This is a genomic window from Vibrio sp. HENC-03 (genome assembly GCF_000305755.2).
GTDB lineage: Bacteria > Pseudomonadota > Gammaproteobacteria > Enterobacterales > Vibrionaceae > Vibrio > Vibrio owensii.
On sequence record NZ_JH976122.1, the window covers coordinates 92,666 to 114,153 of the forward strand.

Annotated in this window: 22 protein-coding genes and 1 riboswitch; of the genes, 16 read left to right on the plus strand and 6 right to left on the minus strand. The window is 45.0% G+C overall.

The features are described 5' to 3' along the window. Window positions 1-16: 16 nt before the first annotated feature. Window positions 17-1,297: an adenosylmethionine--8-amino-7-oxononanoate transaminase gene (gene bioA, locus VCHENC03_RS14660; protein ID WP_009705742.1), complete on the minus strand. Its 1,281-nt coding sequence runs from the start codon at window positions 1,295-1,297 to the stop codon at window positions 17-19. 130 nt (window positions 1,298-1,427) lie between these two features. Here bioA and bioB point away from each other — a divergent pair, with 130 nt between their 5' ends. From bioB to bioD, 4 genes are read left to right on the plus strand one after another with little or no spacing between them, the layout of a single operon-like run. Next, window positions 1,428-2,480 carry a biotin synthase BioB gene (bioB, locus tag VCHENC03_RS14655; protein WP_005378222.1) on the plus strand — a complete coding sequence of 351 codons (1,053 nt, stop codon included), beginning with the start codon at window positions 1,428-1,430 and terminating at the stop codon, window positions 2,478-2,480. Then, complete coding sequence (gene bioF, locus VCHENC03_RS14650; protein ID WP_009705743.1) at window positions 2,467-3,618, plus strand: 8-amino-7-oxononanoate synthase; 1,152 nt, start codon at window positions 2,467-2,469, stop codon at window positions 3,616-3,618. The genes bioB and bioF overlap by 14 nt, the downstream gene beginning before the upstream one ends. Then, on the plus strand, window positions 3,618-4,424 hold the full coding sequence (gene bioC / locus VCHENC03_RS14645) for a malonyl-ACP O-methyltransferase BioC (RefSeq protein WP_009705744.1): 807 nt from the start codon (window positions 3,618-3,620) through the stop codon (window positions 4,422-4,424). The genes bioF and bioC overlap by 1 nt, the downstream gene beginning before the upstream one ends. Further along, window positions 4,421-5,104: a dethiobiotin synthase gene (bioD, locus tag VCHENC03_RS14640; protein WP_009698190.1), complete on the plus strand. Its 684-nt coding sequence runs from the start codon at window positions 4,421-4,423 to the stop codon at window positions 5,102-5,104. Before bioC ends, bioD begins: the two co-directional genes overlap by 4 nt. A 93-nt stretch (window positions 5,105-5,197) precedes the next feature. On the opposite strand, the gene VCHENC03_RS27380 is transcribed toward bioD, so the two are convergent. Then, complete coding sequence (locus tag VCHENC03_RS27380) at window positions 5,198-5,365, minus strand: hypothetical protein (RefSeq protein WP_005450789.1); 168 nt, start codon at window positions 5,363-5,365, stop codon at window positions 5,198-5,200. Window positions 5,366-5,703: 338 nt separating this feature from the next. On the opposite strand from VCHENC03_RS27380, the gene htpX reads away from it, so the two are divergent. The 9 genes from htpX to VCHENC03_RS14605 all read left to right on the plus strand — a co-directional run bounded on the left by htpX (window position 5,704) and on the right by VCHENC03_RS14605 (window position 12,928). Continuing rightward, window positions 5,704-6,573, plus strand: coding sequence for a protease HtpX (htpX, locus tag VCHENC03_RS14635; protein ID WP_009705745.1), 870 nt, complete (start codon window positions 5,704-5,706; stop codon window positions 6,571-6,573). Window positions 6,574-6,785: 212 nt separating this feature from the next. Next, window positions 6,786-7,205: a nuclear transport factor 2 family protein gene (locus VCHENC03_RS14630; protein ID WP_005437198.1), complete on the plus strand. Its 420-nt coding sequence runs from the start codon at window positions 6,786-6,788 to the stop codon at window positions 7,203-7,205. Beyond that, the gene (locus VCHENC03_RS14625; RefSeq protein ID WP_009705746.1) at window positions 7,202-7,927 is read left to right on the plus strand and encodes an SDR family oxidoreductase; all 726 of its coding nucleotides are present in this window, start codon (window positions 7,202-7,204) and stop codon (window positions 7,925-7,927) included. Before VCHENC03_RS14630 ends, VCHENC03_RS14625 begins: the two co-directional genes overlap by 4 nt. A gap of 12 nt (window positions 7,928-7,939) precedes the next feature. Then, window positions 7,940-9,250 (plus strand): NAD(P)/FAD-dependent oxidoreductase, encoded by a 1,311-nt coding sequence (locus VCHENC03_RS14620; protein ID WP_009705747.1) that lies wholly within the window; start codon window positions 7,940-7,942, stop codon window positions 9,248-9,250. A gap of 1 nt (window position 9,251) precedes the next feature. After that, on the plus strand, window positions 9,252-10,070 hold the full coding sequence (locus VCHENC03_RS14615; RefSeq protein WP_005437201.1) for a DUF1365 domain-containing protein: 819 nt from the start codon (window positions 9,252-9,254) through the stop codon (window positions 10,068-10,070). Then, on the plus strand, window positions 10,064-11,320 hold the full coding sequence (locus tag VCHENC03_RS14610) for an SAM-dependent methyltransferase (protein WP_005437202.1): 1,257 nt from the start codon (window positions 10,064-10,066) through the stop codon (window positions 11,318-11,320). Before VCHENC03_RS14615 ends, VCHENC03_RS14610 begins: the two co-directional genes overlap by 7 nt. Window positions 11,321-11,326: 6 nt before the next feature. Then, window positions 11,327-11,839 carry a DUF2878 domain-containing protein gene (locus VCHENC03_RS0125740; RefSeq protein ID WP_032802671.1) on the plus strand — a complete coding sequence of 171 codons (513 nt, stop codon included), beginning with the start codon at window positions 11,327-11,329 and terminating at the stop codon, window positions 11,837-11,839. Next, the gene (locus VCHENC03_RS0125745) at window positions 11,799-12,392 is read left to right on the plus strand and encodes a chalcone isomerase family protein (protein WP_032802673.1); all 594 of its coding nucleotides are present in this window, start codon (window positions 11,799-11,801) and stop codon (window positions 12,390-12,392) included. The genes VCHENC03_RS0125740 and VCHENC03_RS0125745 overlap by 41 nt, the downstream gene beginning before the upstream one ends. A gap of 17 nt (window positions 12,393-12,409) precedes the next feature. Further along, on the plus strand, window positions 12,410-12,928 hold the full coding sequence (locus VCHENC03_RS14605; protein WP_032802674.1) for a DUF3833 domain-containing protein: 519 nt from the start codon (window positions 12,410-12,412) through the stop codon (window positions 12,926-12,928). 328 nt (window positions 12,929-13,256) lie between these two features. On the opposite strand, the gene purB is transcribed toward VCHENC03_RS14605, so the two are convergent. From purB to mnmA, 3 genes are all read right to left on the minus strand, one after another. Beyond that, window positions 13,257-14,627, minus strand: a complete 1,371-nt coding sequence (gene purB, locus VCHENC03_RS14600) for an adenylosuccinate lyase (RefSeq protein WP_005378198.1) — start codon at window positions 14,625-14,627, stop codon at window positions 13,257-13,259. Window positions 14,628-14,780: 153 nt separating this feature from the next. After that, window positions 14,781-15,398: a high frequency lysogenization protein HflD gene (gene hflD / locus VCHENC03_RS14595; protein WP_005437207.1), complete on the minus strand. Its 618-nt coding sequence runs from the start codon at window positions 15,396-15,398 to the stop codon at window positions 14,781-14,783. Window positions 15,399-15,408: 10 nt separating this feature from the next. Continuing rightward, entirely contained in the window at window positions 15,409-16,533 is a 1,125-nt protein-coding gene (gene mnmA, locus VCHENC03_RS14590) for a tRNA 2-thiouridine(34) synthase MnmA (RefSeq protein WP_009705752.1), read from the minus strand. 190 nt (window positions 16,534-16,723) lie between these two features. Between mnmA and VCHENC03_RS14585 the strand changes: the two genes are divergently transcribed. Further along, window positions 16,724-16,993: a hypothetical protein gene (locus VCHENC03_RS14585; protein ID WP_005437209.1), complete on the plus strand. Its 270-nt coding sequence runs from the start codon at window positions 16,724-16,726 to the stop codon at window positions 16,991-16,993. Between the two features lie 116 nt (window positions 16,994-17,109). Then, window positions 17,110-18,414, plus strand: a complete 1,305-nt coding sequence (locus VCHENC03_RS14580; RefSeq protein WP_009705753.1) for an inosine/guanosine kinase — start codon at window positions 17,110-17,112, stop codon at window positions 18,412-18,414. A gap of 135 nt (window positions 18,415-18,549) precedes the next feature. Here the strand turns inward: VCHENC03_RS14580 and VCHENC03_RS14575 are convergent, their stop codons facing one another. After that, the gene (locus VCHENC03_RS14575; RefSeq protein ID WP_005437211.1) at window positions 18,550-18,957 is read right to left on the minus strand and encodes an H-NS family histone-like protein; all 408 of its coding nucleotides are present in this window, start codon (window positions 18,955-18,957) and stop codon (window positions 18,550-18,552) included. Between the two features lie 601 nt (window positions 18,958-19,558). After that, window positions 19,559-19,739: riboswitch (Lysine riboswitch) on the plus strand. A gap of 109 nt (window positions 19,740-19,848) precedes the next feature. On the opposite strand from VCHENC03_RS14575, the gene tet(35) reads away from it, so the two are divergent. Continuing rightward, window positions 19,849-21,450 (plus strand): tetracycline efflux Na+/H+ antiporter family transporter Tet(35), encoded by a 1,602-nt coding sequence (tet(35), locus tag VCHENC03_RS14570; RefSeq protein ID WP_009705754.1) that lies wholly within the window; start codon window positions 19,849-19,851, stop codon window positions 21,448-21,450. Window positions 21,451-21,488: the final 38 nt, after the last annotated feature.

The following is a 21,488-nucleotide window of genomic DNA, read 5'->3' on the forward strand; positions in this document are numbered from 1 at the left end:
TTTGTATTGAATTGGATTATGAAGCGAAGCAGTCTTTACGTTGTAACGCAGCATCAATCGCATTCACTAACTTTTCAATATCTTCTGGCTTGCTGATGAACGGCGGCATCATATAAATCAGTTTACCAAATGGACGAATCCAAACTCCGTGTTCAACAAATAAGCCTTGGATGGCTTCCATATTCACAGGGCGATGCGTCTCCACTACGCCAATGGCACCCAACCAACGGGTGTTTTTCACCAAGTCGTATTTTTCAAGTTTTGGTAGTAACTCAGAAAACAACGCTTCGATTTGTTGGGTTTGCTGTTGCCAGTTACCTTGCTCAATCAATTCCAAACTTGCAGTGGCAACAGCACAGGCAAGTGGGTTACCCATAAACGTTGGGCCATGCATAAAACAACCTGCATCACCGCCACAAACGGTATCCGCAACGTGTTTGCTCGCCAGAGTTGCAGAGAGGGTTATGTAGCCGCCAGTGAGTGCTTTCCCGACACACAAAATATCAGGCTGAATGTCTGCATGTTCGCAGGCAAACAATTTACCGGTGCGCCCAAATCCGGTTGCGATCTCATCTGCAATCAATAACAAGCCGAATTTGTCGCAAAGCCTACGCACGCCTTTGAGAAACTCTGGATGGTAGATACGCATGCCGCCTGCGCCTTGAACGATAGGCTCTAGGATCACCGCAGCAAGTTCTTTATGGTGCGTCTCAATCTTGTGCTCGAAGTCGGTGAGGTCTTCTGGCTTCCATTCATCCCAATAACCACAAGTTGGTGACTTCGCAAAGATATGCTCAGGCAAAAAGCCTTTGTAGAGAGAGTGCATTGAGTTATCGGGATCGGTAACCGACATCGCCGCAAACGTATCGCCGTGATAACCGTGTCGCAAAGTAAGAAACTTTGGTCGGCGTTCGCCTTTTGCATGCCAATATTGCAGCGCCATTTTTAAGCTGACTTCTACGGCAACGGAGCCTGAATCGGCAAGGAATACATGCTCAAGATTACTTGGGGCTAGGGATAGCAACTTCTTACACAAACTGATTGCTGGCTGGTGGGTAATCCCGCCAAACATCACGTGAGAGACCTGATCGATTTGCTGGTGAGCGGCTTGATTTAAGTGTGGATGGTTGTAGCCGTGGATCGTCGACCACCAAGAAGACATGCCATCGATAAGCTCAGTACCGTCTTCCAATTTAATGTGAACACCATTTGCCGATGCCACTGGGTAGCAGGTCAGAGGTGTCAATGTCGAAGTATAAGGATGCCAGATATGCTGGCGGTCGAAGGCGAGATCCATGTGCGATTCCAATAATAATTAAGATTAAAAAATAAACAGATGTAAACTTTGTTCTTTTGTGTTGTGTTGACAGTTTATCGAGACTCAGTAGACTGTCAACACAACAACAAAAGTGACTAAAGGAATACACGTGGAAGTTCGTCATAACTGGACGCATGCTGAAGTGCGCGATCTCATGGAAAAACCATTCATGGATCTCCTATTCGAAGCGCAGCTTGTACATCGTCAATATCAACAAACCAACCATGTTCAAGTAAGCACGCTTCTGTCGATTAAGACAGGTGCTTGTCCAGAAGATTGTAAGTACTGTCCTCAGAGTGCTCGTTACACCACAGACATCGAAAAAGAGCGTCTGATGGAAGTAGAACGCGTACTCGATGCTGCGCAAAAAGCCAAAAATGCTGGTTCTACTCGATTCTGTATGGGCGCCGCATGGAAAAACCCGAAAGAGCGTGACATGCCGCATTTGACCGACATGATCAAAGGCGTGAAGGGCATGGGTTTAGAAACGTGTATGACATTAGGCATGTTGACACCAGATCAAGCAAAGCAACTGGCAACCGCAGGTCTGGATTACTACAACCACAACCTAGATACTTCTCCTGAATTTTACGGCAACATCATTACCACACGTACTTACCAAGATCGTTTAGACACTTTGTCTCACGTACGTGACGCTGGCATGAAGATCTGTTCCGGTGGCATCATCGGCATGGGGGAAAGTGCTAACGACCGAGCTGGTTTGTTGGTTGAATTGGCTAACTTACCGGTACACCCTGAAAGCGTTCCAATCAACATGCTCGTGAAGGTGAAGGGTACACCGTTAGAAGAAGTGGATGATGTTGAGCCATTCGATTTCATTCGCCTGATTGCGATTGCACGAATCATGATGCCTCAATCAGCCGTTCGTTTATCCGCTGGCCGTGAAAATATGAACGAACAAATGCAAGCGTTGTGTTTTATGGCGGGTGCAAACTCCGTCTTCTACGGCTGCAAGCTTCTGACCACGCCAAACCCTTCAGAAGACAAAGACATGATGCTGTTCAACAAGCTCGGCATTAACAGCCAAGAGGTGTCTCAAAAACCTGATGAAATCGAAGAAAACGAGTTGCTGGATCGCGTCGTAGAGCGCGTTGCTGCTCGCCCGACAAAAGACGACCTTTTCTACGATGCCAGCGTTTAAATCTCGTATCGAGTCCGCCCTTGCTGAGCGTAAAACGCAAGGGTTGAATCGTTCTATGAATGTGGTGTTTGCCGGTAACCAGTCCGTTTTGGAACACGAAGGTAGACGCTACATTAATTTCTCAAGTAATGATTACTTAGGATTGGCCAATGACCAAGCGCTTGTTCGGGCTTGGCAGCAAGGTTTAAGCGTATACGGCAGTGGCAGTGGAGCATCGCCAATGGTCACTGGCTTTAGTGCCGCACACAGCAATTTAGAAGCCGCACTGACCGAATGGCTGGGTTACGACAGAGCAATTCTTTTTGGTTCTGGATTCAGTGCTAATCAAGCCTTGTTGTTCACCTTGTTAGAAAAGTCAGACGTATTGATCCAAGACCGTTTGAATCATGCGTCGTTGATAGAAGCAGGGGCGTTGTCACCAGCTAAAATGAAGCGCTTTAAACATAACGACATCGAGCACCTAAAATCGCTGTTGAATAGTGAAGGCAACCATCTAGTTGTGACTGAAGGGGTATTCAGCATGGACGGTGACTGCGCGCCGCTCAGCGATATAGCTGAAGTCACTCGCAGTCATGATGCTTGGTTTGCTGTCGATGACGCTCATGGTATTGGCGTTCTTGGTCAATCCGGTGGCGGTTCTTGCGAGTTAGCAAAGGTTAAACCTGAGATACTGATCGTTACTTTCGGCAAAGCGTTTGGTATGTCTGGCGCGGCTATTTTATGTGACCACGCAACGGGAGACTTTTTGACTCAGTTTGCTCGTCACCATGTGTATTCCACAGCGATGCCTCCGGCACAAGCCTACGCGCTAACGCATGCGGTTTCTATGGTTCAAGAGCAGTCTTGGCGACGTGAAAAGCTCACAGAGTTAAGTGAAGTGTATCGAGACTGCCTAAGCGATCTAGAGGGCTTTATTGAGACTCAGACTTCGATTAAGCCGTTTGTGATTGGTGAATCTGAACTGGCTTTACAAGTTGCGAGCGCTTGTCGCCAGAACGGCATTTGGGTGACAGCTATTCGCCCCCCGACGGTGCCTAAAGGGACGTCTCGTCTTCGAATCACACTCACTGCCAATCACACCAACGAACAAGTTAAAACGCTTTCAATGGCATTGAAGCAAGCATTAGGAGCGCTGTAATGGATAATGCAGAAAATATGACATTGGAGAGCTTTTACCAAGACAAAGAAGCGATTGCCTCTTCGTTTGGTAAAGCAGCAGAAACGTACGACAAACACGCAGCTTTTCAGCGTGATGTTGGACATCGCTTGCTTGATAAACTTCCTGAAAATTTGACGGGAAAACGTATATTAGATTTAGGGTGTGGCACGGGTTATTTCTCCCAACTGCTTCAGCAACGTGGTGCAGAAGTCGTCTGCGGTGATATCTCTCAAGCCATGTTAGACAAAGCAGAGTTGCGTTGTGGTGTTGTACGAATGCATTACCAAATTGCTGATGCTGAAAACTTACCATTTGACGATGAGAGCTTTGATTACGTGTTTTCAAGCCTAGCGCTGCAATGGTGTACAGATTTAAGTTACCCACTCAGAGAAGCGCGCCGTGTACTAAAACCCGGTGGAAAGGCGTGTTTCTCAACGCTGGTTGATGGTTCGCTTTATGAGTTACGCCAGGCTTGGTCAAAAATTGATACATATCAACACGTGAATAACTTTATTACCCACAATCAGGTAAAAATTGCGTTAGCGCAATCTTGGTGCCACAACCATCATCTAGACTTGACCCCCATCACAGTTTGGTACGATTCAGCGTTTTCTGTCATGCGTGATCTCAAAGGCATTGGTGCAAATCACGTAAGCGGGCGCTCACATGGCCTGACGAGCCGTCGCACTTTATTGCAAGTTGAGCGCGCGTACCAAGCATTTAGAAACGATCAAGGTCTTCTACCTGCAAGTTATCAGGTTTGTTTTGGAGTCATAGTTAAATGATTGATGCATTTTTTATTGCTGGTACGGATACTGATGTAGGAAAAACGGTAGCGTCTAAAGCTATTTTGCAAGCACTCGGTGCGAAAGGGCTTAACACCATTGGTTACAAACCAGTGGCAGCAGGAAGCGATAAGACGGCTGAAGGTTGGCGCAATTCGGATGCATTGCATCTGCAAAAAGCGGCAACGCTCGATATCGCGTACGACGATGTAAACCCATACGCTTTGGAATTGCCTGCTTCTCCTCACATCGCCGCAAAGCATGAACATGTAGAAATTAAATACGAAGTATTGAGTGAAAAATTAGCTCAACACAAAGAGCAATCAGACATTGTTCTAGTGGAAGGTGCAGGTGGTTGGCGTGTACCTGTGTCTGACACAGACAGCTTGTCGACTTGGGTGCAGCAAGAACAGTTGCCAGTTGTACTGGTTGTCGGTATTAAACTGGGCTGTTTGAGCCATGCATTGCTCACTGCTGAGATCATCAAAGCGGATGGTCTGAATCTCGTAGGTTGGGTGGCAAACCGCGTTAACCCAGGTACGGAGCACTATGCGGAAATCATCGATATGTTGGAAGAGCGTCTAGACGCGCCGAAACTCGGTGAGATCCCATACATTCCAAGTGCGAAGCGCAAAGAGTTGGGTAAATACATCAATGTCGAACCGTTGCTAAACGTATAATTAACCGACAAACAAAAATACAAAAAGGGCTGCATCATGCAGCCCTTTTCTCATGTAAACCTTTGTGCCTAATCGTAAGATTCGACGCTTAGTTTATTTCTCTTGGCTAAGCCCCATCAACGCTTGTTGTGTTTCTGCAACTCGCTTTGACATTTGAGCATCTGTTGAAATACCTAGCTGTTGTTTTGCCTCATCCTCTGAGATACCTAGGTGACAACAAAGTAAATCGATAGCCATTTGATAGTCGTTAGTTTCTACCATGATTTTTCCCTCAAGACATGGAAGTTTGGAGCTGCTTAATTGTCCTAAAAGCTAACCCCGTTTCGTTCATCTAACCCGAATCTAGCACGTACAGATAGTCGCACAATAAGACCAAAGTCTATACTCGGTCTAAAGTGCTGATTTAAGAGTGTAAAAAGGTGTGTATTATTTCAGTCTCGAAAACAAATGTTGCAATTTATTGCTTAACCTTGTTTTTAACGCGGATAGACTATATCTATAACGCAACGGAGCTTGAATCTAGCGAAATCGCCTCGTAGAGTTCTGTTTCATATAACAACCGTTTTTATAAAAACGATAAGCTTCCTCGGAGAAAAGTAATGAAGCGAATTATGTTATTCCTAGCAACTAACCTAGCAGTCGTGCTAGTGCTTAGTGTTGTTCTGAATATTGTTTACGCTGTAACTGGAATGCAGCCAGGCAGCCTGTCTGGTCTACTACTGATGGCAGCAGTGTTTGGTTTTGGTGGCGCATTCATCTCGCTAATGATGTCTAAGAGCATGGCACTACGCTCGGTAGGCGGCATGGTGATTGAGAGCCCACGTAACGAAACTGAACATTGGCTTCTAGAAACAGTTGGTCGCCAAGCTCAACAAGCGGGCATCGGTATGCCAACCGTCGCTATTTATGATGCGGCAGACATCAACGCATTTGCAACCGGTGCTAAGCGTGATGATTCGCTAGTTGCAGTATCTACCGGTCTTTTGCACAACATGACTCGTGATGAAGCGGAAGCGGTACTTGCGCATGAGGTTAGCCACATCGCTAACGGTGATATGGTGACCATGACGCTAATGCAAGGTGTCGTGAATACCTTCGTTATCTTCCTATCTCGTTTCATTGCTAACATTGTTGCTTCGAATGACGATGAGGAAGGCCAAGGTACAAACATGATGGTTTACTTCGGTGTGTCTATGGTGCTTGAACTGGTATTTGGTTTCCTAGCTAGCTTCCTGACTATGTGGTACAGCCGTCATCGCGAATTCCACGCTGACGCGGGCGCAGCGCATCTTGTGGGTAAAGAGAAGATGATCGCGGCGCTTGAGCGTTTGAAGATGAGCCACGAATCTCAACTGGATGGCACTATGATGGCGTTTGGTATCAACGGTAAGCGTTCGATGACTGAGCTTCTAATGAGCCACCCACCGCTAGATAAGCGTATTGCGGCACTACGTAGCCAACAGTACTAATCATTCAGCAAATAAATAGTTAATCTCCTGAAAAGGCTTGGTTTTTTGACCAAGCCTTTTTTTGTATCTATTGATCGCTACCGCACTCCATCACGTATCACTCTACAGAAACAAAGTTATACAAAAATATTTTTGTACAACTTTTCATGATTGGTCTATCTTGTACATATAATAATTTTGTACAACTGTTGAAGTAGTATAGGAGCATAGAAATGGACATTCATTCAGTTGGCAACATATATCAAAAGCTGAGCAAAGCGAATTTGCACTTGCTTGAAGGGGTATACCACCAGGATGTGGTTTTTGAAGATGCTGCTCATCGTCTAGAGGGCTGGCCTGCGCTTTCCGATTATTTTCAATCGCTCTACACCAACGTTATCCGTTGTGATTTTATCATTCACGATCATCAACAAGTGGGCGAGACAGGGTTTCTTACTTGGACCATGGATTTACAGCACCCAAAACTACAGAAAGGCGCGCCGATTTCAGTCAATGGTGTTTCTCATCTCAAGTTCAGTGAGGGGCAAGTTATCTACCATCGAGACTATTTCGATTTAGGAGAGATGCTGTACGAAAACCTTCCTCTACTTGGCTCTGTCGTTAGAACCATTAAGCAGAGGCTAGGACAATGAGCGGTTCAGTTCTTATCACTGGCGCGACGTCTGGCATTGGTAAGCAGCTTGCTTTGGATTACGCCGGTGAAGGTTGGAAAGTGATTGCGTGCGGCCGCAACGAAGCGGTGTTGGCTGAGCTAGAAGCAGCGTCGACCAACATCTCGACATTACGCTTCGATGTGACTCAGTACGATGAAACGATTCAAGCGCTCTCACAACTGCCGTTCACTCCTGAAACTTGGATCTTTAACGCTGGCGACTGTGAATATATGGACGACGGCATAGTGGATGCGAAACTCATGGCGCGTGTCATGAACGTTAACGTTGTAGGTGTGGCGAATTGTGTTGAAGCGTGTCAGGGACAGTTTGAACGTGGGCATCGCGTTGTAATTGTCGGGTCAATCGCATCAGAGGTGGCATTACCTCGTGCAGAAGCCTATGGCGCGTCCAAAGCGGCAGTCAGCTATTTTGCCCGCACACTAGCCGTCGACCTGAAAAAGAAAGGCATCAAAGTCGTGACGGTGTTTCCTGGCTTTGTTGAAACACCACTCACAGATAAGAACACGTTTGATATGCCGATGATTGTTACGGCTAATCAGGCCTCGGCTGCCATCCGAAAACAATTGGATGCCAACAAAAGCCATATTTATTTCCCAGCGAGATTTACCGGAATTTTACGTTTTATCTCGTTGCTTCCATACAGCTGGCAAGCTCGGCTAACCGAAAAACTCGTATCATAAGAAGGAAGAAGCATGAACACGGCAGGAAGAAAGAAAATCGCCATCGTTGGAACGGGTATCTCTGGCCTTACTTGTGGCTATTACTTGCATAAAGAACATGACGTAACGCTGTTTGAAGCGAATGATTACATTGGCGGCCACACTGCAACCGTTGATGTCAGCCTTGATGGCAAAGAATATGCAATCGACACTGGGTTTATCGTTTATAACGATCGTACGTACCCAAACTTTATCAAAATGATGAACGAGATTGGCGTTGAAGGTCTGCCGACTCAAATGAGCTTCAGTGTCAGAAACGATGGGAACGGACTAGAATACAACGGCCATACCGTGTCGACATTGTTTGCTCAAAAACGTAACTGGGCAAACCCTAAGTTCTATCGCTTTATTTTCGAGATCTTGCGTTTTAATAAACTTGCAAAGCGCTTTGCTAACGATCCATCAACGCAATCTCAAACGCTTGGCGCTTTTCTTGATGAGCACAAATTCAGTGCATTCTTTTCTGACAATTATATTCTTCCAATGGGCGCTGCGATTTGGTCATCGACTTTAGCGGATATGCGCGCGTTCCCGCTCATGTTCTTTTTGCGCTTCTTCCTCAATCACGGTCTGTTGGATGTGACTAACCGACCACAATGGTATGTGATTAAAGGTGGTTCACGTTCTTACATTCCACCATTGACCAAAGGTTTTGCCGAGAATATTCGTCTAAACAGCCCTGTCGAAAAAGTGATTCGCAACGAAAAGGGTGTTGGCGTTCAAGTTCTCGGAGAAACACATTGGTTTGATGACGTGATCTTCGCTTGTCACAGCGATCAAGCAATGCGAATGCTAGAGGATATCAGCCCAATTGAGCAGGAAATATTGGGGGATATGACGTATCAAGCTAATGAGGTTGTTCTTCATACCGATACCGGTCTATTGCCAAAACGCAAGGCGGCGTGGGCATCTTGGAACTACCTATTGGAAGGTAGCGAAGATGAGCAGCAACGTCTTCCTTCGCTAACTTACAATATGAACATCCTTCAGCACGTTCAATCAGAACATACATTTTGTGTAACGTTGAACAGCACCAATCAAATCAACCCAAACAAGATTCTGCGCTCATTTACTTATCATCATCCTGTGTTTACTACGGAGTCGATAGCAGCGCAGCAGCGCAAAGATGAAGTTCAAGGTAAACAGAGCACATGGTTCTGCGGCGCTTATTGGTACAACGGTTTCCATGAAGATGGTGTGCGTAGCGCGATTGACGTAGTTAAAGGGCTAGAAGAAAAGTATCGCGAACAAAATGTGGTTCCTTTTGAAAAAGGCGCGGCATGATATGGATAGCCAGATGAACAGCCGACTGTTTATAGGAAACGTTCGCCACCGTCGATTTACGCCTGTGAATCATGAGTTGAACTACTCATTGTTTATGCCTGCCATTGATGTAGATGAGCTTGATGCTTTAGAGAAAAAAGTATGGGGCTTTGGTTCGCGGTGGTGGCATTGGGCACGCTTCAAGCGCAGTGATTACATCGGCGAAGGTAGCGTTAAGTCGGCAGTGCAGAACAAAGTTGAAGAGCTGACTGGTGTTCGCTGTACTGGCAAAGTCGTCGCAGTTTGTCACCTGAGATATTTAGGGCTGTATTTCAGTCCAGTTAATTTCTACTACGTTTATAACGAGGAAGGTGAATGGAAATACCTCCTAGCAGAGGTGAGTAATACCCCTTGGAATGAACGACATTATTACGCCGTATCGGCAGACAAAGAAGACAAGGAATATGGTTGGGAGCAAGACAAAGCGTTCCACGTTTCACCATTTAATCCAGTTGACCAACTCTATCGTTGGAAAGTTAAACCTCTGACAGACAAGTTGAACATTCATCTTGAATGCCACAAAGGGGAAAAACACTTCGATGCCACGATGGCAATGAAAGCCAAACCGCTTTCAAGCAAAACCTTATTGAAATGCTTGATCGTTACGCCAATTCAAACGGTAAAAGTAATGGTTGGTATCTATTGGCACGCTCTCAAATTATGGCTTAAAGGCGCGCCGTTTTACTCACATCCTAAATACGCTCAACCTGAAACGACGGAATCTGAACAAGTGAGTAAAGAAGAAAAGAATAATAAGCACAAGGAGAACTCTGCATGTTAAATACGACTTCTATGGCAATGCCGCGTGAATTAACGACGACTCAAAAAGCGGCTCGTGGAGTTCTTTTCCAGTGTCTGCAAAAAATGGAAATTGGGTGTCTGACGGTGATTGAAAGCTTCAAGACCGAGACGACGGAGCGCAGTGAGCGCTTTTCAACTCCGAACGGGGACTACAATGGTGAACCTGTGGCGGCGACCATTGAAGTGAAGCATCCTGGATTTTACTCGCGTCTATTGCAAGGTGGTAGTATTGCTGCTGGCGAAGCTTACATGGATGGCTGGTGGGACAGTCCAGATTTGACGGCTCTAATGAAGCTGATGGCGCTTAACTTACGTGCGCTCGACAAGCTGGAAGAGCAGGGCAGTTGGCTTACTAAGCTGCTGTACAAGTTCAGTCATTGGTCAAACAGAAACTCTGAAGAGAACTCGCGTAAAAACATCCATGCCCATTACGATTTGGGTAACAACCTTTATGAAGCGTTCCTTGATACCAATATGTTGTACTCATCGGCGCTTTACAATCATGCGGATGACTCTCTAGAGCAGGCTCAAATCAACAAAATGGATCGTCTATGCCAGCAACTTGAGCTGAAGCCTACTGATCATGTTGTTGAAATTGGCACTGGGTGGGGCGCTATGGCGATTTACATGGCCGAACAATACGGTTGTCAGGTCACCACCACAACGATCTCTGAAGAGCAGCACGCGTACGCGGAGCAGAAAATCAAAGAGCGTGGCTTAGAAGACAAAATCACACTACTCAAAGAAGATTACCGCAATCTAACTGGTACGTATGACAAGCTTGTTTCAATTGAAATGATTGAAGCCGTTGGCAAACAATTCCTGCCTTCGTACATTAAGGTTTGTGAGTCTTTGTTGAAGTCTGGTGGCTTGATGGCGATTCAAGCGATTACGATTGCCGATCAACGTTATGATTACTACAGTAATAATGTCGACTTTATCCAGAAGTACATTTTCCCTGGTGGCTTTTTACCTTCTGTAACCTCACTCACTCAAGCAACAACAAAGTACAGTGACTTAGTGACGCGAGATTTGTTCGATATTGGTCTGGACTACGCCAAGACGCTGAACGAATGGCACCTACGTTTTAATCGAGCAGAGAGTGAAGTGCGCTCATTTGGCTACGACGACCGCTTTGTGCGTATGTGGCGCTACTATTTGAGCTACTGTGAAGGTGGCTTTTTGGCTCGCACGATCAGTGCCGTTCACATGACGTTTCAACGCCCATAGTTCGTTATGAAGGTATTTCTTGCTTCGACATGGTTCCAACTCTGCTGGTTTGTTGCAGTGCTTGGAACCTATCAATGGCAATGGGTGACGTTATTCCTTACTTTGGCAACCCTACTATATTGTCTAAAAACCGACGCATCTTCGCTCAAAAGTATTGGTGTGATCGTCATGGTCGGGCTCGTGCTTGATACGCTCAATCAACAACTCTCTGTCTTTGTCTTTCCAACCCCATGGCTGCCTGTTTGGTTAATATGCTTGTGGGTTTTGTTTTCTTGGTATGCCTATCAACTTAAGTCAATTTTGTACCGTTTCCCAAAAACCTACGTATCAATAGTAGGCGGACTCGGAGGGACAGCGAGCTACTTTGCTGGCTATAAACTCCAAGCCGTTGAATTTGGATTTAGCGTTGGCACTACTCTCATGATCTTATTCGTCGAATGGTGCGCAATGATGCTGTTGATACTCAAGGTGTACGGAAATGAAAAGCTTGAAGAGAAATTGGAAACGGAAGCTGACTAGCAGTGTAATGGTCGCCTCCTTGTTCTGTGCGGTGCCTTTGCAAGCTCAGAATGTCGCGGGTTCTAGTATCACAACAGACACGAGCAGTTGGCAACAATGGCAGACGGTGGGTGAAGCTCAACTTACTTGGTTTATTTTTGACATTTACAAGTCTCGTTTAAAAACGCCCGACGGGCAATATCAAGTGTCTGGTGACGTGTCACCACACCCTTTTGCGTTGGAGATTAACTACCAGCGCGATATAAGCAAGGAGCAGCTCTTGGATGTTACTGATGAACAATGGCAGAAACTGGGATTTACTCAGGCCTATCGTCAGCAGTGGATTTCCAAATTGAACACGATGTTCCCGGACATCAAGAAAGGCGACGAGCTTACCTACCTCACCGATGGTAAAAACGGTCAGCTTATCTATCGCCAAGCAGGCAGCAAGCCTTACCAGACTATTGGTTATGTTAAGGACGAGCGCCTCAATGATGCATTCCTTTCTATTTGGCTGTCGCCACAAACAGAATTTCCCAAGCTTCGTAAACAACTGATAGGGCAGGTAAGGTAGTGAAATTACTAAAACGAATGCTCAAAGCCCCCTTGATTGCTGCGGTAACGCTTCTTAGCGCGTGCTCTGCTGACATTGATAATTACCAAGCGTCATCGCCAGCCTTTGACCTGTTTGGCTATTTCGAAGGTGACGTCAAGGCATGGGGAATGGTGCAGGACTACACCGAGAAACAAACTCGTCGATTTGAAGTCGATATCGTTGGCACGGTTGAAGGCAATGAACTGACGCTGGTGGAAGACTTTGTATTTGATGATGGCGAGCTAGACCAGCGTATATGGGTCATTACTAAACTCGAAGACGGTACTTATCAAGGTAAAGCGGACGACATTATTGGAGTCGCCACGGGCAAAGAGATGGGTAATGCGCTGCAATGGCAATACGACTTCGAGTTAAAGATGGATGATTCAACTATCACGGTATCGTTCGACGACTGGCTTTACCGCCAAGATGAAATGCACGTATTTAATCTCACCAAGATTAAGAAGTTTGGCATTGAAGTAGGGACGATTACTCTTTTCTTCCAGAGGCAGTAAAAGAGTTAGGAACGCTGCGCTTCGAGATGCGGGAGCGATTGGCTCTAGGAGTCGAGAGTGGGGCACTAGTATTTCAGTGAAGGGAAGTTAAATTTGGGATGTGTTGGCTGTGGTTGTCTCTTGAATGGATATAACCGAGCTTTATCTTTTATCCCGAATCTTAGTGTTCCATAGGGCAAAGCCCGTTCCCATAAAAAGAAAGGGTTGACGCTTTCACGTCAACCCTCAAAATTATCCGATTCTCGATTCTCGATTCTCGATTCTCGATTCTCGATTCTCGATTCTCGATTCTCGATTCTCGATTCTCAATTCTCGATTCTCGATTTTCTTACAGCTTATCTGTCAGCTCGATTGCTTGACCGATGTAGTTCGCTGGTGTCATCTCTTTCAGACGTGCTTTCTCGTGCTCAGGAAGCTCAAGGCCGTCGATGAAGTTACGCATTGCTTCGCCGTCTACACGCTTACCACGAGTTAGCTCTTTTAGCTTCTCGTATGGCTTCTCGATGCCGTAACGACGCATTACTGTTTGTACTGGCTCTGCTAGTACTTCCCAGTTCTTGTCTAGTTCAGCAAGAAGCGCTTCACGGTTTACTTCTAGCTTGCTGATGCCTTTAAGCGTAGAAGTGTAAGCGATGATTGCGTAGCCAACACCAACACCAAGGTTACGTAGAACTGTTGAGTCAGTTAGGTCACGCTGCCAACGAGAGATAGGCAGTTTCTGTGCTAGGTGGCCGAATACAGCGTTCGCAAGACCTAGGTTACCTTCTGAGTTTTCAAAGTCGATTGGGTTAACTTTGTGAGGCATTGTTGAAGAACCGATCTCACCAGCAATAGTTTTTTGCTTGAAGTGGCCTAGTGCAATGTAACCCCAAACGTCACGGTCGAAGTCAATCAGGATAGTGTTGAAACGAGCGATAGCGTCGAACAGCTCAGCGATGTAATCGTGTGGTTCGATTTGAGTTGTGTAAGGGTTCCAAGTTACGCCTAGAGACTCAGTGATGAACTCTTCAGAGAACTTGTGCCAATCTAGCTCTGGGTAAGCAGAAAGGTGTGCGTTGTAGTTACCTACTGCACCGTTGATTTTCGCTAGGATCTCAACGTTTTCGATTTGCTTGAATTGACGCTCCATACGGTACGCCACGTTTGCCATTTCTTTACCCATAGTAGATGGAGAAGCAGGCTGACCGTGTGTACGAGATAGAAGAGGAATGTCGCGGTATTCCACTGCTAGAGCTTTGATAGCGTCGATTAGGTTACGGATTTCTGGAAGAATCACGTTCTCACGAGCTTCTTTAAGCATTAGTGCGTGTGATGTGTTGTTGATGTCTTCAGAAGTACATGCGAAGTGGAAGAACTCGTTTACTGCGTGCAGTTCAGGAACGTCTGCTACTTTCTCTTTTAGGAAGTACTCAACCGCTTTTACGTCGTGGTTAGTTGTACGCTCGATCTCTTTGATACGGCGTGCATCTTCTTCAGAGAAGTTTGCAGCAAGGTCGTCTAGGAATTGGTTTGCTTCTGCGCTAAACGCTGGCACTTCTGCAATTTCAGCAGTAGCAGCAAGCTTTTGTAGCCAGCGGATTTCAACGATAGTACGGTATTTTAGTAGACCGTATTCACTGAAAATTTCGCGTAACGCAATTGTCTTGCTTCCGTAACGGCCGTCTACTGGTGAAACAGCAGTCAATGCTGACAGTTCCATGATGTTCTCCTGAATTGGGTTTCTAAATTTCGTGAGCTTTATACCAATAACTGTGGCAATTGTCACGAATGTTGCGCAAACGTTTGCGCGAGATTTGTTTTGGTCGAAAAAAATGAGCTCGCGATAAACGCGAGCTGCTTACTTGATACCTTATTACATTCGAGCAAGAAGGATTTGTGCTTGCTCTACCATCTTCTTGCGTCCGAAAATCAGGTGGCGACGCTTGCCGCCAACTTGACGCCAGAGTACTGCGCTACGAATACCCGATAACAACAGCGCACGAACTTTGTGCTGGTTAGAGGTTTGTTGCAGTACCGATGGAGTACCAGTTACTTGAATACGAGGACCAATAGGGCTGACTACATCCAAGTAAATGCTTGCTAGGTTGCTGATCATTTGATCATCTAGCAATTCAAAATGTTCCGTTTGACGCTGAGCCATTTGAATGCGGTCACCAAGTTGTGACATTGCATCGTTACGACCCGATAGCTTGCGCTCTAATGCCATTAGGCTGATGATGTAGCGAGTGACTTCACTTCCCGATGGGGTGCTATCAATCCCTTTCACCAAGCATTCAAGACCCAGCTTAAGGTCGGCTTCGCGGCCGAAAACACCAATGGTGTTCGCTGGGCTAGTATTCAAAATGGCGTTAATTGACGTTTCAAAGGCATCTTGATCACAATGTCCGTTTCTCGCTACCTGTTGAACTAAGGCAACAGCTTGGCAGATACCTGCAAAAGCGATAGTACGGTCATAAAGTGTATTCGCCACGTAACGACTCCTAAGCTTGAGAATATTTAATGCGTTGCTCGATGATGCCGCCACCTAGGCACACGTCATCTTTGTAGAACACTGCTGATTGACCTGGAGTTACAGCAATTTGTGGCTCGTCAAAGATCACTTTAATGTTTTCATCATCGATAGGGATGATTGTACAAGGAATATCTTCCTGACGGTAACGAGTTTTCACTGTGCACTTCATAACATCGCGAATTGGCTCACGATCTACCCAGTGAAGTTGTGATGCAAGTAGACCTTCTGATTTCAACATTGGATGGTCTTTACCTTGAACGGCAATCAAAACGTTACGTTCTAGATCTTTCTCACCAACGAACCATGGGTCTTCGTTACCACCGCCGCCTTTACGGCCACCGATATGTAGACCTTTACGCTGACCAAGTGTGTGGTACATCAGACCTTGATGTTGACCAATCACTTCGCCCTCTGGTGTTTCGATGTTACCTGGTTGAGCTGGAAGGTAGCGACCTAGGAATTCTGTAAACTTGCGCTCGCCGATGAAACAAATACCCGTAGAGTCTTTCTTCTTCGCCGTGATTAGATCTTGCTCTTCCGCAATGCGGCGTACTTCTGGCTTTTCTAGATCACCAACAGGGAATAGGCTACGTGCGATTTGCTCGTTGCTTAATGTGTACAGGAAGTAGCTTTGATCTTTGTTGCCATCTAGACCACGTAGCATTTGTGGTTTTTCACCGTTTTCAGGGAAAGAACGACGCACGTAGTGGCCCATTGCAATGTAATCCGCATCAAGCACTTCATCAGCGAACTCTAGGAATGCTTTGAACTTGATTTCTTTGTTACAAAGAATGTCTGGGTTTGGTGTACGACCTGCTTTGTATTCTGCAAGGAAGTACTCAAATACGTTATCCCAGTATTCAGCAGCAAAGTTGATGGTGTGTAGGTGAATGCCCAGCTTGTCACATACTGCCTGAGCATCAGCAAGATCTTCTGCTGCTGTACAATACTCTTCGTTGTCATCTTCTTCCCAGTTCTTCATGAACAGGCCTTCTACTTGGTAGCCTTGTTGCTTTAGAAGATACGCAGAAACAGATGAATCAACGCCGCCGGACATACCGACGATGACTTTCTTTTGGCTGTTATCAGACATTACTAAACACCACTAAAATTAACGGGACGCAGATTCTACCAGAATCCACTGACCGGTGACAGATCCGAGATCGAAATCACACTTCGATTTTGGCTTAAATTTATCCAAATGCGAAGGTGAGGGTTAAATTCGATAAGTATAGAAGGGTTATATATGGCATAGTTGGCAAAAATCCAAGAGGAAAAAGCAAATGACTGAAGAAAACCAATTTATGCAAGAAAGTGAGTTGATTGAAATTGTTGAAAATCAGCTAGAAGATGGCAATCCGCTCAAAGTAAAAGAAACCCTGATGCGTTTAATGATGACGGGTACACCGCGTGAAGATGCGGTTGCGATGATGGCATGCGCAATGTCGATTGAGATTTTCGACGTGATGAAAAACGAAGGTGAATTCAATCTTAAACGCTACAGCGAGCACCTTGATCAATTACCAGATTTGGGTTTCATGGAAGGCGAATAGGCCGATTGAAAGAAAAAAGCAGACTGCAAACGTTTGCTATAATTGCCTTTATTGCTGCTTTAATAACGGCGGTATAGAATCCGTTCTCCTTTTCATCCCTTACTCAGACTAACAATATGAAATTTCCTGGACAACGCAAATCCAAGCACTATTTTCCTGTTCATGCTCGTGACCCATTGGTGAGCCAAGCACAAGAAAGCAAAAAGATGACGCGCACTCACATCATCGGCATTGATCAAACGCTGGTTGATATTGAAGCGAAAGTGACAACGGATGTGATTGAAAAGTACGGTTTGAGTAAAGGACACTCGTTGGTTATTGATGACGCTACAGCAGAAGCTTTGTACCAACAGCTAAAAGCAGAATGCCTTATTACCAATGAGTATGCAGGTGGTACGATCGGTAATACGCTGCACAACTACTCAGTGCTGGCCGATGACCGTTCAACACTTCTGGGCGTAATGAGCCAAGATATCAAAATCGGCAGCTACGGTTACCGCTACCTATGTAACACATCTAGCCGTATGGACCTGAACTACCTACAAGGCGTTGATGGTGCAATCGGTCGTTGTTTTGCTCTGATTACCGAAGATGGTGAACGTACTTTCGCAATCAGCGAAGGTCAAATGAACCAACTTCACCCAGACAATATCCCTGAGAAGATCTTCAAGAGCGCATCTGCTCTAGTTCTTACTGCATACCTAGTTCGTTGTAAAGAAGGCGACCCAATGCCGGAAGCAACGATGCGTGCTATTGAATACGCGAAGAAACATGATGTACCAGTTGTATTAACGCTAGGTACTAAATTCGTTATTCAAGATGATCCAACATTCTGGCAAGAATTCATTCGTGACAATGTTTCTGTTGTTGCAATGAACGAAGACGAAGCAGAAGCATTAACGGGTGAGTCTGATCCTCTAGCTGCTTCAGATAAGACGCTTGAGTGGGCTGATCTGGTTCTTTGTACTGCTGGTCCTGTAGGCCTGTTTATGGCGGGTTACACTGAAGAAAGCGCTAAGCGTGAAACTTCATTGCCACTGCTTCCTGGTTCTATTGCTGAATTTAACCGTTTCGAATTTAGCCGTCCAGCGAAGAAAGACTCATGTGAAAATGCAATTAAAGTATATTCACATATCTCTCCATACATGGGTGGCCCTGAAAAAATTAAGAACACCAATGGCGCAGGTGATGCGGCATTGTCTGCGGTTCTTCACGATATGGCAGCAAATAAATACCACAAAGAAAATGTGCCTAACTCAAGTAAGCACAGCAATGAGTATTTAACTTATTCTTCGTTCTCTCAAGTTTGTAAATACGCGAACCGCGCAAGTTACGAAGTGTTAGTGCAGCATTCTCCGCGTCTTTCACGTGGTCTTCCTGAGCGTGAAGATAGCTTGGAAGAGGCATACTGGGAACGTTAATTCATTCTGTTGAATTACCCAACTTTGCACATAAGTGAAAAAATGGCGCATTTCGAATGCGCCATTTTTGTATCTATTTATAGATAAATAAAAAGGTTCCCATTGGGAACCTTTTTAAAATTCATAAATCTTTTATTAGATTAGGAAATCGTCTAGAGATTTACCTGCATCAAGTTGCTCTTGGATTGCAGAAGGTGTACGACCTTGACCTGTCCAAGTTTTTTCTTCGCCGCTAACGTCAGTGTATTTGTATTTAGCAGGGCGAGGAGCGCGTTTAGATTTTGCTTTAGTTTTTGTTTCACCAGCAAGTGCGCTAATTAGTGCTTCAACGTCGATACCGTCTTGAGCGATTTGCTCAGCGATAGCAGCTAGTTTTGCTTCTTGCTCAGCTTGTGCTGCGCGGTCTGCTTCTTCTGCTTCTTTACGCTCTTCAACAACGATAGTTAGTTTATCTAGAGCTTCTTCTAACTGTTCTAGAGTCAGCTCACGAGAAAATGCACGAAGGCTACGGATATTTAGAAGTGTTTTAGTCAGCTCTGACATAACGATTCCTATTAATAGGTTAAAAGGTTCGACATTGCTTATCGAGACGATAAATTAAATGCGAAACTAGAATTAAAACATAGAGTCCTTATATTTAACTTTATCTTTCTCATATGTGCAAATGCTAATTCATGATTTAGATTAAATTTCTTTAGTTTTTTCGGTAATCAACAATATTAATTAATCAAATTGAAATCTAATTAGCCATTTCTAACACTTTTTACTTTATAGATACTGTCTTTTTCTCGATCACCATCATGTTTATTTATAGCTTGAATTAAATTTCCATTTTTCTGACAGAAAAGGACGAGCTATCGAATGTTCGTATCGTCATATTTCTTTCATTTATTGTTGCACGTAAAACTATGGCGAATTTAATAGTAGTAATAAAGTTTCATAAACATCAAGGTTGAAGCGATTGCAGTTGCACAATGTATGATTGGATCACATTTCATTTATAAATCAAAAGCTCGATTATTTATTCATTTAATTTAGTTTGATGTGTTGCATTGGGATGCTTCATAGGTACAATGACTGTCACCTGATGCAATATTGCAGACAATTTGTTGCTAATTTGTACAATTAGCAGTTAAAAGTTTGTTATTGCCGTAGAGGTGCAGTCTCGAAGAGTAGCTATTATTGGGGTGATGCCAATGAATAATAGTGGAAGGCGAAGATTGCCGAAGTAAGTGGCCTATCGAAACCACTTGCTGGGGTTGTCTCTGAAAGGAACAACACTGCCATAGTATATTTACATTAAACTATGGAGCGCTACTGTAGGGTTGGGTGAAGTGTTCGCTTCCCTGTCGCTAAGTTCAACATGAGCACGTATCGTATGCTACGTGACTTGTCTGCAGTAGATCTCTAGCCAAACTTTGGTTTTTGAAGATCATGAATTTAATAGATTTTGCACATTCTCCTGTTTCGTTATTACCGCCTATTGTCGCGCTGACGTTGGCGATTCTAACTCGACGTGTTTTAGTTTCTCTTGGTGTAGGTATCGTACTTGGTGCGGTTCTACTTAACGATTGGTCTATCGGTAACACGATAGGTTATGTAAGTTCTCAAGTTTCTTCTGTCTTTATTGAAGATGGTGGTATCAATACTTGGAACATGAGTATTGTTGGCTTCCTTATCCTATTGGGAATGACCACTGCGCTGTTAACACTTTCTGGTGGTACTCGAGCTTTCGCTGAGTGGGCGCAAACACGAGTGAAAAGTAAACGCGGCTCTAAACTTCTTGCAGCCTTCCTTGGCGTGTTCATTTTTGTCGACGATTACTTTAACAGTCTTGCTGTTGGTGCGATCTCTCGCCCAGTGACAGACCGTTTCTATGTGTCTCGCGCTAAACTTGCGTACATCCTTGACTCAACTGCTGCACCAATGTGTGTGATCATGCCTGCTTCTAGCTGGGGTGCTTACATCATTACTATTATCGGCGGTATCTTGGTGTCACACGGTATCACTGAGTACTCTGCTCTTGGTGCTTACGTTCGTCTTATTCCTATGAACTTCTACGCAGTATTTGCTCTACTAATGGTATTTGCAGTGGCGTGGTTTGGTCTAGACATTGGTAAGATGCGTGAGCACGAAATCGCAGCTTCTCAAGGTCGCGGTTTTGACAAAGATAAAGAAAACGATACTCAAGAAGCGCATGAGCTTAACGAAGAGCTAGATATTCGCGAAAGCGAGAAGGGCAAGGTTTCTGACCTAGTACTTCCAATTGTTACGCTTATCATTGCTACGATCGCTTCGATGCTTTACACCGGTGGTCAAGCACTAGCGGCAGATGGTAAAGAATTTGCGCTTCTAGGTGCGTTTGAGAATACAGATGTTGGTACTTCTCTTATTTACGGTAGTTTGCTTGGTCTTGCAGTGGCATTGTTCACTGTAATTAAGCAAGGCATACCAATGGTAGAGATTGCTCGTACGCTTTGGATTGGAGCTAAATCTATGTTCGGTGCAATCCTAATCCTAGTGTTTGCTTGGACTATCGGTTCTGTTATCGGTGACATGAAGACAGGTTCTTACCTATCAACAATGGCACAAGGCAACATTAACCCGCACTGGCTACCAGTTATCCTATTCTTGTTGTCTGGCCTAATGGCGTTCTCAACAGGTACTTCATGGGGTACGTTTGGCATCATGCTACCAATCGCGGGTGACATGGCTGGCGCAACAGACGTAGCGCTAATGCTACCGATGCTAAGTGCGGTTCTTGCTGGTGCGGTATTCGGTGACCACTGTTCACCAATCTCAGATACGACGATCTTGTCATCGACTGGTGCACGTTGTAACCACATCGATCACGTATCAACACAGTTACCTTATGCATTATCAGTCGCGCTTGTTTCATGCGTGGGCTTTATTGCACTTGGTATGACAGCTTCAATTGCGTTTTCTTTCATCGCAGCGTCGATTACATTCGTTATCGTTTGTGCGATTCTGTCATGGCTATCGAAGTCTAAAATGGCATCCTGCCAGAGCGCGTAGTTAGCTTTATTAAGCGTATAAAAGAGGAAGCTCCGCTA